The following is a 14,779-nucleotide window of genomic DNA, read 5'->3' on the forward strand; positions in this document are numbered from 1 at the left end:
TTCAGCGGGTAGCTGCACGACTGCCGCCCCTTTGTCTGCGATACAGTCGGCCGAATGGCAGGCCTGCGTAAACACGGCAGTAGTTACTCTCGGGTAACTTACCGAGAGTAAACTTATGACCGGGGAATTGGCAATTGTTTTAACTGTCGAACGTCAGGCCGGCCTTAGCCGCCGGCGGGCAGCGTGGACGGGCGGCGCCGATTTGTGCGAGCTAAAAGTCTCGGGTAAAGTAGTTTCTCGTGCTGAGGGGCACGGAGCGCGGGTTGAAGCCCGAAAATCCGGCCCGAAAGTATCATTGGGATATGGTGTAATTGGCAACACTACGGTTTCTGGTACCGTCATTCTAGGTTCGAGTCCTGGTATCCCAGCTCTGATTTCTATCGCAGCAATAGACCGGAAGTCAGGGGTTTCAGAGCGGTTCCTCCGATTTGAAACAGCTGCTGAGTGTGTGAAATACTCGCTTAGCTGCCGGTAGAAATGCCGGTCGGAAGCTAATTTGCTTCCTGGAAGTGCAGGGCCCCATCGTATAGCGGCCTAGTACGCTGCCCTCTCACGGCGGTAACGCGGGTTCGAATCCCGCTGGGGTCACCATAGAACGGTCCCGGGCATCAGCCCGGGGCCGTTTTTTCGTTGCTGCAGAACTGCTGGAGAGGCGGCCCATAGCGGTCCTCAACTGGCATGATGATGCTGTGAGCTCCAACGACCTGCCTCCGCCGCCCCCGGACCGAAAGCCGGCCACGGCGCCGTCCCTGGCTGGGGCCGGGGCACTCGGTCTGCTTGAGGCCGTGCGGCAGGATCTGTCCATGGTTTCCCTGCCGCTTGCCCTGCCCGGTACGGAGCACGCCCGTCTTGAGGTCCGGAACGCCATCGCCCAGCTGGACGACTACATCCTCCCGCGCTACCGCAGCCTGGACGCCCCTTTGCTCGCCGTCGTCGGCGGGTCAACCGGCGCCGGAAAGTCGACCCTGGTCAACGCGCTGGTGGGGCATCCGGTCACGCGGTCAGGGGCGATCAGGCCCACCACTCGCCAGCCCATCCTGCTGCACCATCCGGCCGACGCTAGTTGGTTCGAAGATCAACGCGTCCTGCCCAGCCTGAGCAGGATCCGGGGTACCCGTTCCACGGAAACCATCCCGGCCAGCCGGGCCGGGACAACTCCTGATGCATCCGTAACATCCGCCGTCGTGCTTGTAGCCGATCCGGCGGTTCCGCAAGGAATCGCGATCATTGACGCTCCCGACGTCGACTCCATCGCCGACGAGAACCGCAGGCTTGCCGGACAGCTGCTGGCTGCGGCCGATCTTTGGGTCTTCGTTACGACAGCCAACCGCTATGCCGACGCCGTACCCTGGAGGCTGCTCCTGGACGCCGCGTCCCGGGACATAACGGTGGCCGTCGTACTGGACAGGGTCCCGCCGGAGGCTGAGGCCGAAGTGAGCGGTGACCTGAGGGCCTTGCTGCGGAAGGAAGGGCTGGGAGGAGCAGGCCTGTTCATAGTGCACGAAACGGAGCTCGGTCCGCTGGGCATGCTGCCCCCGCAGGCAGCGGAGCCGCTGCGGTTGTGGCTTGAGGAACTGGCCGCCGATGCTGTGCGCCGCTCGGAGATCGCGCGCCGGACCCTCAACGGAACGGTCAGGGCCTTGGCGGGCCGGGTCAGCAGCCTGGCTGACGCGGCAAACGAGCAGCAGCGGGCTGCGGCCACGCTGGAGGCTGACGCCCAGGCTGCCTACCAGGATGCCGCTGCCCGCATCATGGACGCCACCAAGGACGGTGCGCTGCTTCGGGGGGAGGTGCTGTCCCGCTGGCAGGATTTCGTGGGGACCGGCGAGTTCTTCCGGAACCTCGAACAGAACATCGGACGGTTCCGGGACCGGGTGGGAGCGTTCTTCCGGGGAGAGCCGCCGCCCGCCGTCCAGGTGGAAGTGGCCATTGAGACAGGGCTGCAGGCCGTCATCCTGGACGAGGCAGCCAACGCTGCGGAGCAGGCCGATCAACGATGGCGGGCGGACCCGGCGGGCCGGCAGCTCCTGGGAACCGATGACCTCTCCGGGACCACTTCCGGATTTGCGGACAGAACCGCCGAAGAGATCAGGGCCTGGCAGTCCAGCCTGATGGAACTGATCCGGACCGAGGGCCAAGGCAAACGGACACAGGCCAGATTGCTTTCCTTTGGCATCAACGGACTGGGTGCCGCGCTGATGATTGTGGTGTTCTCCATGACGGCCGGGCTGACCGGGCTGGAGATCGGCGTCGCCGGAGGTACTGCTCTAGTTGGACAGAAGCTGCTGGAGGCCGTTTTCGGTGAAGATGCTGTCCGCACGCTCGCCCAGATGGCGCGCGAGGACCTCCATGTCCGCTGCCAGCAACTGCTCCGGGTGGAGCAGCGGAAGTTTCTGGACAGGCTGCCGGACGGGGACCCGGGCGCTGCGCGAGTACTGGCCGGCCACGCTGCCGCCCTGGCGCGGCTGGCGGAGGCAGCATGAGCCGACACGGCGATGCGCGGGAATCGTCGCAGCTGGACCGCCGGCTGGAAGCCCTGAACGATGCACGCGAACTCGCCGAAGGGGTCCTCCCGGAGGAACCTTTGAACGAAGTGTTCTCGCTCCTGGAGCGCGCAAGTTCGCGGCGCTCGCTGTCCGGGGACCACACCGTGGTGGGGTTTTTCGGCGCCACAGGAAGCGGTAAGTCATCCCTTTTCAATGCTGTCAGTGGGGCTGAAATCGCGACGGCGGCAGCCCGGCGGCCAACCACATCTGAACCTTTGGCAGGGATCTGGGGAGCGGAGGGCAGCGCACCGCTACTGGATTGGCTGGAGGTCAGGAACCGGCACCATGCCGCTGCTGTGGAGGGGTTCGCGGACGAGGGGACCGGACTGATCCTGCTGGACCTGCCGGATTTCGATTCCACGAGGGCAGCAAACCGGGAGGTCGTCCAGCGGATGGTGGGCCTGGTGGATGTTCTGGTTTGGGTGCTTGACCCCCAGAAGTATGCCGACGCCGCTGTACACAATGACTTCCTGACGCCCCTGGCCGCCCACGGTGCAGTGACCCTCGTGGTGCTCAACCAGGTGGACCGGCTGCCTGAGAAGGATGTAGGACCCGTCCTGGAATCCTTGAAGGGGATCCTGGCCCGGGACGGGCTGGGCACGGTGCAGGTGCTGGGGGCCTCGGCACTGCTCGGCACCGGAGTCGGCAGGGTGCGCAGCGCCATCCGGCATGTTGCGCTGCAGCGCCAGGCATTGTCGCAGCGGCTGGCCGCCGACGTGGCGAAAGCTGCCCGCCTGCTTCGGGAGGAGTCCGGCGACGGCGAGGCGGCCGGAGTCAGGCCGGCCACCACATCACGACTTACCGACGAGCTGGCCACAGCTGCCAATGTTCCGCTCGTGGTCAGGGCGGTGGCACGTTCCTACCGGCTGGAATCGACCCGCCGCACTGGCTGGCCGGTGACACGCTGGCTGTCCCGGTTCAGGCCCGATCCGCTGCGGCGGCTGAACCTCCGCAGCAACGCCCCGGCAGAATTGAGCAGGACCTCCCTGCCGCCGGCAGGGGCCCCCGCAAGGGCACGGACGGATGCTGCTGTCCGTGAATTTGCAGACTACGCCAGCGCGGGTGCCCCCGGCCCGTGGCGCGCCGCTATCCGGGGTGCAGCCCGTGAGGGCAGGGACCGGCTGCCCGACGCGCTGGACCAGGCCATCGCCGGCACGGATCTCCAGGCATCCCGTAAGTCATGGTGGTGGGGAGTGTTCAACGTCGTCCAGTGGCTTGCGTTACTGACTGTGCTGGCAGGCCTCGGCTGGCTCGGAGTGCTCGCCGCGCTGGGATATTTCCAGATGCCTGTCCCGCAGGTCCCGCGCGTGGAGGGCTGGCCGATTCCTACCTTGATGATTGCCGGCGGGGTGGTCCTTGGCATCTTCCTGGCCGTGACGGGGAAGTTCATTGCCGCGGCGGCAGCGAACGCCAGGTCGGGGAAGGCCCGGAAGCGTCTCAGAAATGCTGTGGCGGCCGTCGCGCAGGAGCTCGTGGTGGAGCCGGTGGAAGTGGAGATCAGCCGGCTGAAGGCGTTCAACGCGGCGCTGAAGACTGCCATAGGCAGGTGAGCCGCAGCGCTGCGGCTAAGAGAGTGCGGCCGCCGCGTCACGGACCTTGATGAGCGTCCTAAGGTTTCGGGTGGTGGTGGACGCCTTGAATCTGGCCTTTGACGTGATCTTGCTGAAGGGGCTTTCGAGGGTGCCTCCGGCCGGGGCCAGCCACGCCAGCGCTTCCGGTCCAAGGCGTTTCTGTTCCGCCCTTTCAAGGGATGCTCCCGCGGCATCGAGTTCATCCAGCATGGCTGGATCCGAGGCCAGCGTGATGTAGGTGTGGGTGCTCTTATCGTCTTCCGGATAAGGGCAGGCGTCCACCAGCTCCGACACCCGCTGCGCGGGCAGGACAACAACCCAGGCGTCGTAGCCGAATGACTTCCGCAGGCATTCTTCGAACTGCTGCTTGACCGCGGCAGCGTCCAGCTCGCTGGTGAGAACCACATTCCCGCTGGCCAGCAAGGTCTTCACGTCCCCGAACCCGTACGACCTGAGTGCGTCCTTGAGGTCCGCCATTTTGATGTTGATCCCGCCCACATTGATGCCGCGGAGGAAGACTGCGTAGCTGCCCATGCCGAACAGCCTAGCCAGTCAGTCGTTGTTCTTGCGCAAGGCCTCAGTGAGGATACGGCCTGCGTTGCAGACCACCTCGGCGTGAAGGCGGCCGGGTTGGCGGGTCAGGCGCTCAATCGGCCCGGAAATGGAAACGGCGGCGATCACCCGTCCGGACGGCCCGCGTACCGGTGCTGAAACGGAGGCGACTCCCGGCTCGCGTTCGCCGAGGCTCTGTCCCCAGCCCCGCCGTCGTACGCCGGCAAGTACGGTGGGCGTAAACCGTGCGGACTGAAGGCCTTCAAGGAGGCGGTCGTGGTCCTCCCAGGCGAGTAGGACCTGGGCCGCGGAGCCGGCTTTCATGGACAGCTGAGTCCCGACAGGGATGGTGTCACGGAGACCGATGGGGCGTTCGGCGGAAGCCACGCAAACGCGCCAGTCTCCCTGCCGGCGGAAGATCTGGGCGCTCTCGCCGGTGGCGTCCCGCAACTGCACCAGGACAGGGCCCGCGGAGGCGATCAGGCGGTCCTCGCCCGCCGCCGATGCCAGTTCGACGAGCCTGCTACCCAGGACAAAGCGCCCCTGGATGTCGCGGCTGACCAGCCGGTGGTGGACCAGTGCCAGGGCGAGCCTGTGAACAGTGGGCCGGGCCAGTCCGGTGGCAGCCACTAGCTGCGCCAGGGTGGTGGGTCCGGCCTCAAGTGCGTCAAGCACATGGGCCGCTTTATCAATGACACCGACTCCACTAGAATTGTCCATGTAATGATATTGCCGTCTCAATATCTGAGATGCAAATGTTTCGGCTAGCAAATTACACGGCCATACTGATTCAGTGGTTTTAGCACTTGAGGAATAGCCAAAAACAGCAGTGAAGGGAGATGGCCGTGGCAAAGACACTGGCCGAGAAAGTCTGGGACGCACATGTGGTGCGCAAAGGCGACGGCGAAGGAGCCAACGCCCAGCCCGACCTTCTCTTCATTGACCTTCACCTTGTCCACGAGGTGACATCACCGCAGGCATTTGAAGGTCTGCGCCTTGCCGGCCGGAAGCTGCGTCGGCCTGACCTCACCATCGCCACGGAGGACCACAACACTCCTACGCTGGACATCGACAAGCCCATCGCCGATCTGACCAGCCGCACCCAGATCCAGACGCTGCGGAACAACTGTGCTGAATTCGGTGTCCGGCTGCATTCACTCGGCGACGCCGAACAGGGGATTGTGCACGTTGTCGGCCCGCAGCTGGGTCTCACCCAGCCCGGCATGACAGTTGTCTGCGGTGATTCGCACACCTCCACCCACGGGGCCTTCGGTGCCCTGGCCATGGGCATCGGCACCTCTGAGGTGGAGCACGTCATGGCCACCCAGACCCTGTCCCTGAAGCCGTTCAAGACCATGGCCATCAATGTCGAAGGCACGCTCCGTCCCGGCGTCAGCGCCAAGGACATCATCCTCGCGGTGATCGCCAAGATCGGCACCGGCGGAGGCCAGGGCTACGTCCTGGAATACCGCGGTTCCGCCATCCGTGCGCTGTCCATGGAGGCCCGGATGACCATCTGCAACATGTCCATCGAAGCCGGCGCCCGTGCAGGCCTGGTGGCGCCGGACCAGACCACCTACGACTACATGTTCGGCCGCCCGCACGCACCCCAGGGCGCGGAATGGGACGCCGCCGTCGAGTACTGGAACACGCTGCGGACCGACGATGACGCCACGTTCGACGTCGAAGTCGACCTCGACGCCGACACCCTTGAGCCGTTCGTCACCTGGGGCACCAACCCGGGCCAGGGCGTGTCGCTGTCCTCGAAAGTTCCCTCGCCGGAGGACTTCGGCGACGAAAACGCCAAGGCGGCCGCTGAGCGGGCTCTGCAGTACATGGGCCTGCAGGCGGGCACCCCGATGAAGGAGATCCGGGTGGACACGGTCTTCCTGGGCTCCTGCACCAACTCGCGCATGGAGGACCTCCGGGCCGCCGCGGATATCATCCGCGGACGGCAGAAGGACCCGAACATCCGGATGCTGGTGGTTCCCGGTTCGGCCCGCGTGCGGCTGGAAGCGGAGGCTGAAGGGCTGGACAAGGTCTTCAAGGACTTTGGCGCAGAATGGCGCTTCGCCGGCTGCTCCATGTGCCTGGGCATGAACCCGGACCAGCTGGAAGTGGGGGAGCGCTGCGCCTCCACGTCCAACCGCAACTTTGAGGGGCGCCAGGGCAAGGGCGGACGCACCCACCTGGTCTCCCCGGTGGTGGCAGCAGCCACGGCCGTCCGGGGCACGCTGAGCTCGCCGTCGGACCTCGATCCGGCCCCCGAATCCGCTATCAGCACGCACGCAGCCTAGGAGACGCCATGGAAAAGTTCACCACGCACACGGGCATCGGCGTTCCGCTGCGGCAAAGCAATGTCGACACTGACCAGATCATCCCCGCCGTCTACCTCAAACGCATCACCCGCACCGGCTTCGAGGACGCGCTGTTTTCCGCCTGGCGCAAGGACCCGTCCTTCATCCTGAACCAGGCCCCTTTCAATACCGGTTCCGTGCTGGTGGCCGGTCCCGACTTCGGTACTGGATCTTCCCGTGAACACGCGGTGTGGGCACTGAAGGACTACGGCTTCAAGACGGTCCTGTCCTCCCGGTTCGCGGACATCTTCCGCGGCAACTCAGGCAAGCAGGGCCTGCTGGCTGCCGAGCTCGCCCAGGATGACATCGAGCTGATCTGGAAAGAGCTGGAAAACGCCCCGGGCACCGAAGTGACGGTGGACCTGGTATCCAAGACGGTAATCTGTGGCAACATCGTGGCTCCATTCAACATCGATGACTACACGCGCTGGCGCCTGCTCGAAGGCCTGGACGACATCGGCCTTACCCTTAAGCACGAAGCGGACATCACCGCTTATGAGGCCACCCGTCCCGCGTTCAAGCCCACCACGCTTCCGGCCCGCCTGTCCTGAGGCACGTCCCCGCCTGGGTTTTACATCTGAGGGCCGCCACCGATTTCCGATGGCGGCTCGACGGCGCGCTGCTGGCCTACGCAGACGGTCGTCAGTTCATGTAGGCCTGGAGTTCGGAGAGTCCGACGTTTTTGGTGGTGCCGCTGACGGCGGTAACGGTGAGTCGCAGGCTGGTGGTCGAGCGGCCGGTGAAGTTGATGGTGGTCGCCTGGCCGCTGTTCTCCAGGGAGGGGACGGCGACCGTGGTGCCGTCTGAGAAGGTGAGGCTGCCGCCGGTGATCTGGTCGTTGGTGTTGGGCCGGTCGTAGAGCACGACGCGATTCAATGTCACGGCGGTGGGGAAGGCGAGGTTGAGATAGCTTCCGGCCTTGCCGCCTACTGTGGCCCATTCCCGGGTGCCGTCGACGGGGTAGCCTGCGATGACGCCGTCGACGGCCTTGAGGGCGCTTTGCCCTGTGGCTTCGTTCTGGGAACTGGCGGTGACCGTCGCCGATGGGGCGATATTGGTCGGAGTGCCAGTGTAGGCCTGGAGTTCGGAGAGTCCGACGTTTTTGGTGGTGCCACTGACGGCGGTAACGGTGAGTCGCAGGCTGGTGGTCGAGCGGCCGGTGAAGTTGATGGTGGTCGGCTGGCCGCTGTTCTCCAGGGAGGGGACGGCGACCGTGGTGCCGTCTGAGAAGGTGAGGCTGCCGCCGGTGATCTGGTCGTTGGTGTTGGGCCGGTCGTAGAGCACGACGCGATTTAATGTCACGGCGGTGGGGAAGGCGAGGTTGAGATAGCTTCCGGCCTTGCCGCCTACTGTGGCCCATTCCCGGGTGCCGTCGACGGGGTAGCCTGCGATGACGCCGTCGACGGCCTTGAGGGCGCTTTGGCCTGTGGCTTCGTTCTGGGAACTCGCGGTGACCGTCGCCGATGGGGCGACATTGCTCCCTGCGGAGACGCCAGTCCCGCTGAAGGTACCGGTACCTTGTGTCAGACCAGGAGTGCCTACGGTATATGACCGCGAGAACCAAGCTCCTTCCGAACGGGACGAGCACCATTCCGCGGTGTTGCAGGTCCTGTAGTCGTACTGTGCGTAGGCCAGAAATGCATTCGTCTTCGCCGTCAGATCGGGATCGAGCACGTTACTGGGGCGTTGGGTGATGCCGTATCCCTGATAGCCCGTGATCGTGTGCGGCAAGCTGTACTGTTGGTGTGCCGCCATCACGAGGTAGGCGACAGTGTGATGGTCGCTGTGGTCGCCGTCGCCGTAGCTGCCGGCATAGTCCAAGGTGACAATCTGAGTTGCCCGGTAGTTGTTCATGAACGCCAGAATGGTGGCCTGAAGCGTCGAGTGCGTGTACGAGGACGAATTGTCCACGGCCGTAATCGTGTTGATCACGCCGCTGTACAGCTTCTGGAGGCTCTCGTTCCCATTGTTGGACCCGCCACTTCCATCCCGGAAACCGTCGGGCAACCGCATGAATGCCAGCGAGATGTTGGCCGCACCGCTGAGTGTGGTGACTGGAATCGGGTGTCCGGGGATCCCGGCATCAGCCGTCGTCCAACTGTTGGCCACGTTAGCGAGTTGCGCATAAGCCGCTTTCACACCGTTCTCTCTGGATGCCCAATATGCAGCGGAATCATTTGCATCACCGGCTGTTACGTAAACAGTGCGAACGCAGAGTCCTCCTCGGATGGCCGAGATGAGTCGTGGGCTCTGAAACAGGAGGTCGTCGTCCTCATGGGCGACGATGTTCAAAGCAGATCCCGCCGCACATGCGGTGTCCGCGGATGCGCTGGGGGAAGCGGCCAGGCTCCCTGCGAACCCTGTGATTGCCGCTAAGGCGAGGAGGACTCGGGAAAATCGGCGAAGCTGGGGAAAGGGCACCTGTCTCATCCTTTTTTCGTCATCACGGAATCGCTTATTGGTGACAACAGCCCCAGCAGCCGTGCCGCCGGCTCGTAGGAGAGCCTTCACTCATGAGCATGGCTGGTCCAAACCCGCTCAGGCAATGAACGGAACTACCTGTTTGTTAGGGCGATGTACTCGTCTTTTTGCCGCCTACACTTGCTCCACGTCACAATGGCATCGAAGGGGAACGGGTCTTAATGGCGGCTGCCGGGACGGGAAGGAACGGCACTGGGTATCAAGGCGTGGACTCGCTAGACGCCGGGGGAGTCCGCTTATAAAGCAGCCGGGACTCCACCGTATTTCGGTTCGGTAACACGACCTCCTATGCTTAGCTGGAGCCTTTGCAAGGATTTTGGGGCGAGTAATCGTAAGGAAACCGGTATATGAGTAGTGTTCTGACAATCCGCGGCGGAGTCCCGCTTACAGGCCGCGTGACCGTCCGGGGGGCCAAGAATCTGGTTCCCAAGGCAATGGTGGCCGCGTTGCTGGGAAACGAACCATCGGTGTTGCGGAACGTTCCGGAAATCAAAGACGTGGAGGTGGTCACGTCACTCCTGCAGCTGCATGGTGTGACGGTAGCCAAGGATCCAGTCAACGGGGACCTGACGCTGGATCCCAAGGCTGCCAAGACTGCTCCAAGCACTGCCATTGATGCCCATGCCGGCGATTCCAGGATCCCCATCCTCCTGTGTGGTCCGCTGATCCACGCGATCGGTGAAGCCTTCATCCCGGATCTGGGCGGCTGCAAGATCGGTGACCGGCCCATCGATTACCACCTCGATGTCCTGCGGCAGTTTGGCGCCGTAGTGGAAAAGCGTCCGGGCGGCATCCACATTTCGGCGCCCAAAGGTTTGCACGGCGCCAAAATCTCGCTGCCTTATCCCTCTGTCGGCGCCACTGAGCAGGTCCTGCTTAGCGCCACGCGCGCCGAAGGAATCACCGAACTCTCGGGGGCGGCCACCGAACCAGAGATCATCGACCTCATCGCGGTGCTGCAGAAGATGGGCGCCATCATCAGCGTCCAGACGGACAGGACAATCCGCATCGAAGGCGTCCGGGACCTGGGCGGCTACAACCACAGGGCCCTCTCTGACCGCAACGAATCGGCGTCGTGGGCTTCAGCTGCCCTGGTGACGCGCGGGGACATCTTTGTTGAAGGCGCTTCGCAGCGCGACATGATGACGTTCCTGAACACCTACCGCAAGGTGGGCGGAGGCATGGATATCGGCGAGGACGGCATCCGCTTCTACCACCGCGGCGGCAAGCTCAACCCGCTGGTCCTGGAGACGGACGTGCACCCCGGTTTCATGACGGACTGGCAGCAGCCGCTGGTCGTGGCGCTGACCCAGGCCGAAGGCGTCTCCATCGTGCACGAGACCGTCTACGAGAACCGCTTCGGCTTCACTGACGCCTTGATCCGGATGGGAGCCAGCATCCAGGTGCACCGTGAATGCCTGGGCAGCGTGCCGTGCAGGTTCGGCCAGCGCAACTTCCTTCATTCCGCCGTAATCTCCGGGCCTACCCAACTCAAGGGAACCGATATCGATGTCCCGGACCTTCGCGGTGGGTTCAGCCACCTGATCGCAGCCTTGGCTGCCACCGGCACGTCCAGGGTCACGGGGATCGACATCATCAACCGTGGCTACGAGCGTTTCACGGAAAAGCTGGCGGGCCTCGGCGCGGATTTCGACATCACCGCAACAAAGTAGTGGTGCGCACGTGAAGGAAACGGCCAAGAGCCAGGCCACGTTTGTGGTCATCGCCGCAATAGCGCGCAGCCTGCTGAACGTCATGATGGACAAGAAATGGGAGGGCACGGAAAAACTGCCCGCAGGCGGCTTCATCGCGGCTCCCAACCATTGCACGGAGATTGATCCCCTCATCGTGGGGCATATGCTCTACAACCAGAAGCGCGCGCCCCACTTCCTTGCCAAGGCAGGGCTGTTCAAAGTTCCCGTGCTGGGCTGGATACTGCGGGCCACGCGGCAGATCCCGGTGGAACGCTCGACGGCGGGGGCCAACCGCTCGCTGCGGCTGGCCCAGGAGATCGTGGCCGACGGCGGTGCCATCATCATCTATCCAGAAGGAACGCTCACCCGCGATCCAGATCTCTGGCCCATGAAGGGCCACACCGGGGCGGCCAGGCTCGCCCTGGAAGGCGGGATCCCAGTAGTGCCCATAGCGCACTGGGGCGCGCACGAAGTCTTTCCGCGGTACGCAAAGCGGTTCCACCTCTTCCCACGCAAGACATCACGGGTGGTGGTGGGGGATCCCGTGGACCTTAGCGCCTTTACCGGCAGCCCCCTGGACAAGGCCAACTTGGCAGCCGCCACGGATGCCATCATGGACGCCGTTACAGCACTGCTGGCAGGTATCCGGGGCGAGGATCCGCCCGCCCAACGTTGGGACCCTGCCAAGAACAACCAAGACAAGCACGGCCGGTTCGTGGAACGCGGCCAGCACGTCGACCGTACCGGCGGAAATGGCAGATCCTTTCCAGACGGCGGAACTTCGCAAGAGAATACTGGGGACAGCAACAAATGACGGTCCATATTGAACGCTCAACATCTGCAAGCACTGTGGCCGTACTGGGAGCAGGTTCCTGGGGAACCACCTTTGCAAAAGTCCTCGCAGACGCGGCCGCTTCCTCCGGAATCGAGCGCCGTATCCGGTTGTGGGGCAGACGGGCTGAAGTCGTCCAGCAGATCAACGATTTGCACACGAATAAGCAATACCTCAAGGACATAGTGCTTCCGTCCAGCATCACGGCTTCTACGGACGTGGAGGAGGTTCTTAGGGACGTAGGAGTGGTAATACTTGCCGTACCGGCCCAGACCCTGCGGCCGCAGCTGCGTGAATGGAAACAGCTCATCGCACCCGGTGCAGTAGTGGTGTCCCTAATGAAGGGCCTTGAGCTTCACACTGACGCCCGGATGAGCGAGGTTATCCAACAGGAGCTGGACATTCCCGAGGATCGGGTGGCAGTGGTTTCCGGACCCAATCTCGCCATGGAGATTGCCCGTGGGGAGCCCACAGCATCTGTTGTGGCCTGCGCCGATTCCGCAACCGCAGCATGGATTGCCCGGCACTGCACTGCTCCATATTTTCGGCCCTACACAACCACTGATGTAGTTGGTGTGGAAATTGGCGGAATCGTTAAAAACGTCATTGCGCTTGCCGTAGGTATTTGCGAGGGAAAGCAAATGGGGGACAACACAAAAGCCTCAGTGATCACGCGTGGTTTGGCAGAGACGTCACGGCTGGCGCTGGCGCTTGGCGGCCATGCTAATACTATTTCTGGTTTGGCGGGGCTGGGCGACTTGGTGGCCACCTGTTCATCCCCTCTATCGAGGAACCATACTGCAGGACGGCTGTTGGGAAGGGGACTGACGCTGGACCAGGTGAACGAAGAGATGAAGCAGACCGCCGAAGGCATCAAGTCCTGCCAGGCAGTCAACGAATTGGCCGGGCTATGGGGAATTGAAATGCCCATCACAGCCGCTGTTGACGCGGTTCTGGCGGGTAAACTTCACGTTGATGAACTGGGCCCGCTTCTACTTTCCCGCGAACTTAAATCTGAAGGTGATCACTGAGCATGAGCGATTTCGATCAGAATGCGGCACCTGAAAGAAGCGTCAAACCCCGCGTTGCCGTGCTCTTTGGCGGCCGTTCCAGCGAACATGCCGTGAGCTGCGTGACTGCCGCCGGTGTGCTCGGCGCCATCAACAAAGACAAATACGAAGTCATTCCGATTGGAATCGCGAAGTCGGGGCAATGGGTGCTGGCCGCAGCCGACACAGCCCAGTGGTCACTGTCGGCATCGTCGCTGCCGGAGGTGCCGCCGTCGTCGGAAACGGTGACTCTGGCGGAAATCGGCGGTGAGCACCAGCTGATCGTGGCCTCCCCGAACGCAGTCCCGCAGGAACTCGGAACCGTTGACGTGGTCTTCCCGCTGCTGCATGGGCCCTTCGGTGAAGACGGCACCATCCAGGGGCTCCTGGAGCTGTCCGACACCCGCTACGTGGGCGCCGGTGTACTTGCCTCTGCCGTTGGCATGGACAAGCACTACATGAAGGTGGTCTTTGAGGCCGCAGGCCTCCATGTGGGGCCCTACATCGCGGTCACGGACCGGCAGTGGATCAAGGATGCAGAAGCTGTCCGCAAGCAGGTGGACCGGCTCGGCTTTCCTGTGTTCGTCAAACCGGCCCGGGCTGGATCGTCCATGGGTATCTCCAAAGTCGATTCCCTGGACGAGCTGGACGCAGCTGTCGAGGAAGCCCGCCGCCACGACCTCAAGCTCGTTATCGAGGCCGGCATCACGGGCCGCGAGATCGAGTGCGCCGTCTTGGAAGGCCGCGGCGCCGATGGGCCGCGCACGTCCTTGCCCGGCGAGATCTCAGTGGCCGGCGGCAGCCATGAATTCTATGACTTCACCGCGAAATACGTCGAGGACGGTGCCGCGGCACTGAGCTGCCCCGCCGACATCCCGGAGGAGGCCATCAATCGGGTGCGGGAGCTTGCGGCCGCGGCCTTCGACGCCGTGGGGGCAGAAGGTCTGAGCCGGGTTGACTTCTTCTATACGCCTGACGGCGAGCTGATCATCAACGAAATAAACACGATGCCTGGATTTACGCCAAACAGCATGTACCCGCAGATGTGGGCGGCGTCAGGGTTGGACTACGCTGACTTGATCGACGAACTGATTTACCTTGCACTGCACCGGAAGACAGGCCTGCGCTGAGCAGTTCAGCTCTTCGGTGCAGCACGTCCAGCTGAAGGCAGAGCTATTGGCTGCCGGGCAAGTTCTGCAGGTCTTCCTGGCCCACGCAGTTCCGGGTTGACGGGATCTTTGCCTCCGGTGCGGAGAGATCGGCCAGGACAGTGGCAGAGCTGATCTTGTCCGGGTCCAGCAGGATTTCGGTGGCCGGATCGCGTCCAAACGTGGTCAGCGTCCACACCGGGTCGCCTTCCTTGATGACCCAGTCAACACCGTTGACGCTGACGCACCGATCCGTCGTCGGTCCCGGAACGTTCACGCCGCAACGAAGGACCACCTGGGACGGGTCGCCCCAGGCCGCGGTGGCCTGGCTGTTGGTCTTTCGGAGGGCAGCATCGCCGATTGCATCGGGGAGCGCCACCATCATCGGTGCGCACGCCGGGTTGGCGGCGTCTTTCGCTGCTGTCACGTCTACCACGGGAGAACAGGCGCACAGGGCGAGCAGAGAAGTGCCTACTGCCAGCCCGACGGGGACAGAGAAGCTACGGCCTTCAAGAAAAGCGCCAAGGGAGAGCATGGATCAAGCCTAGC

The 14,779-nt window shown here is 63.4% G+C and carries 12 protein-coding genes and 2 tRNA genes; 10 read left to right on the forward strand and 4 right to left on the reverse strand.

All coding sequences use genetic code 11. The features are described 5' to 3' along the window. Window positions 1-296 precede the first annotated feature (296 nt). The 4 genes from QFZ40_RS07080 to QFZ40_RS07095 all read left to right on the forward strand — a co-directional run bounded on the left by QFZ40_RS07080 (window position 297) and on the right by QFZ40_RS07095 (window position 4,096). Window positions 297-368, forward strand: a tRNA-Gln gene (locus QFZ40_RS07080). Window positions 369-515: 147 nt separating this feature from the next. Continuing rightward, a tRNA-Glu gene (locus QFZ40_RS07085) sits at window positions 516-591 on the forward strand. A 98-nt stretch (window positions 592-689) separates the two neighbouring features. Then, window positions 690-2,483 (forward strand): dynamin family protein, encoded by a 1,794-nt coding sequence (locus tag QFZ40_RS07090; RefSeq protein WP_373427404.1) that lies wholly within the window; start codon window positions 690-692, stop codon window positions 2,481-2,483. Next, window positions 2,480-4,096, forward strand: a complete 1,617-nt coding sequence (locus tag QFZ40_RS07095; protein ID WP_306903596.1) for a GTPase — start codon at window positions 2,480-2,482, stop codon at window positions 4,094-4,096. The genes QFZ40_RS07090 and QFZ40_RS07095 overlap by 4 nt, the downstream gene beginning before the upstream one ends. Before the next feature lie 15 nt (window positions 4,097-4,111). Here QFZ40_RS07095 and QFZ40_RS07100 read toward each other — a convergent pair whose 3' ends face one another. Continuing rightward, the gene (locus QFZ40_RS07100) at window positions 4,112-4,651 is read right to left on the reverse strand and encodes a DUF1697 domain-containing protein (RefSeq protein WP_306903597.1); all 540 of its coding nucleotides are present in this window, start codon (window positions 4,649-4,651) and stop codon (window positions 4,112-4,114) included. Between the two features lie 18 nt (window positions 4,652-4,669). Further along, window positions 4,670-5,389 carry an IclR family transcriptional regulator gene (locus QFZ40_RS07105; RefSeq protein WP_306903599.1) on the reverse strand — a complete coding sequence of 240 codons (720 nt, stop codon included), beginning with the start codon at window positions 5,387-5,389 and terminating at the stop codon, window positions 4,670-4,672. A 125-nt stretch (window positions 5,390-5,514) separates the two neighbouring features. On the opposite strand from QFZ40_RS07105, the gene leuC reads away from it, so the two are divergent. Together leuC and leuD are read left to right on the forward strand one after the other, a co-directional pair. Further along, window positions 5,515-6,966, forward strand: coding sequence for a 3-isopropylmalate dehydratase large subunit (gene leuC / locus QFZ40_RS07110; protein WP_306903600.1), 1,452 nt, complete (start codon window positions 5,515-5,517; stop codon window positions 6,964-6,966). Between the two features lie 8 nt (window positions 6,967-6,974). Continuing rightward, window positions 6,975-7,577, forward strand: coding sequence for a 3-isopropylmalate dehydratase small subunit (gene leuD, locus QFZ40_RS07115; RefSeq protein ID WP_306903601.1), 603 nt, complete (start codon window positions 6,975-6,977; stop codon window positions 7,575-7,577). Window positions 7,578-7,668: 91 nt separating this feature from the next. On the opposite strand, the gene QFZ40_RS07120 is transcribed toward leuD, so the two are convergent. Beyond that, window positions 7,669-9,456: a DUF7402 domain-containing protein gene (locus QFZ40_RS07120; protein ID WP_306903603.1), complete on the reverse strand. Its 1,788-nt coding sequence runs from the start codon at window positions 9,454-9,456 to the stop codon at window positions 7,669-7,671. A 398-nt stretch (window positions 9,457-9,854) separates the two neighbouring features. On the opposite strand from QFZ40_RS07120, the gene murA reads away from it, so the two are divergent. From murA to QFZ40_RS07140, 4 genes are read left to right on the forward strand one after another with little or no spacing between them, the layout of a single operon-like run. Beyond that, window positions 9,855-11,180, forward strand: a complete 1,326-nt coding sequence (gene murA, locus QFZ40_RS07125) for a UDP-N-acetylglucosamine 1-carboxyvinyltransferase (protein ID WP_306903604.1) — start codon at window positions 9,855-9,857, stop codon at window positions 11,178-11,180. Window positions 11,181-11,190: 10 nt separating this feature from the next. Further along, complete coding sequence (locus QFZ40_RS07130) at window positions 11,191-12,015, forward strand: lysophospholipid acyltransferase family protein (RefSeq protein WP_306903605.1); 825 nt, start codon at window positions 11,191-11,193, stop codon at window positions 12,013-12,015. Further along, a complete protein-coding gene (locus tag QFZ40_RS07135) occupies window positions 12,012-13,064 on the forward strand; it encodes an NAD(P)H-dependent glycerol-3-phosphate dehydrogenase (protein ID WP_306903606.1) in 1,053 nt (350 codons plus the stop codon). Before QFZ40_RS07130 ends, QFZ40_RS07135 begins: the two co-directional genes overlap by 4 nt. 2 nt (window positions 13,065-13,066) lie before the next feature. Continuing rightward, a complete protein-coding gene (locus tag QFZ40_RS07140) occupies window positions 13,067-14,212 on the forward strand; it encodes a D-alanine--D-alanine ligase family protein (protein WP_306903607.1) in 1,146 nt (381 codons plus the stop codon). A 43-nt stretch (window positions 14,213-14,255) separates the two neighbouring features. Here the strand turns inward: QFZ40_RS07140 and QFZ40_RS07145 are convergent, their stop codons facing one another. Beyond that, a complete protein-coding gene (locus QFZ40_RS07145; RefSeq protein ID WP_306903608.1) occupies window positions 14,256-14,765 on the reverse strand; it encodes a DUF3515 domain-containing protein in 510 nt (169 codons plus the stop codon). Window positions 14,766-14,779: the final 14 nt, after the last annotated feature.

It is taken from the genome of Arthrobacter pascens, assembly GCF_030816475.1.
GTDB lineage: Bacteria > Actinomycetota > Actinomycetes > Actinomycetales > Micrococcaceae > Arthrobacter > Arthrobacter pascens_B.

Coding starts and splice junctions, on each gene's coding strand:
- QFZ40_RS07145 (WP_306903608.1), bottom strand. CDS start 14,765: ATGCTCTCCCTTGGCGCTTTTCTTGAAGGCCGTAGCTTCTCTGTCCCC.
- QFZ40_RS07140 (WP_306903607.1), top strand. CDS start 13,067: ATGAGCGATTTCGATCAGAATGCGGCACCTGAAAGAAGCGTCAAACCC.
- QFZ40_RS07105 (WP_306903599.1), bottom strand. CDS start 5,389: ATGGACAATTCTAGTGGAGTCGGTGTCATTGATAAAGCGGCCCATGTG.
- QFZ40_RS07135 (WP_306903606.1), top strand. CDS start 12,012: ATGACGGTCCATATTGAACGCTCAACATCTGCAAGCACTGTGGCCGTA.
- QFZ40_RS07100 (WP_306903597.1), bottom strand. CDS start 4,651: ATGGGCAGCTACGCAGTCTTCCTCCGCGGCATCAATGTGGGCGGGATC.
- QFZ40_RS07095 (WP_306903596.1), top strand. CDS start 2,480: ATGAGCCGACACGGCGATGCGCGGGAATCGTCGCAGCTGGACCGCCGG.
- QFZ40_RS07120 (WP_306903603.1), bottom strand. CDS start 9,456: ATGAGACAGGTGCCCTTTCCCCAGCTTCGCCGATTTTCCCGAGTCCTC.
- leuD (WP_306903601.1), top strand. CDS start 6,975: ATGGAAAAGTTCACCACGCACACGGGCATCGGCGTTCCGCTGCGGCAA.
- murA (WP_306903604.1), top strand. CDS start 9,855: ATGAGTAGTGTTCTGACAATCCGCGGCGGAGTCCCGCTTACAGGCCGC.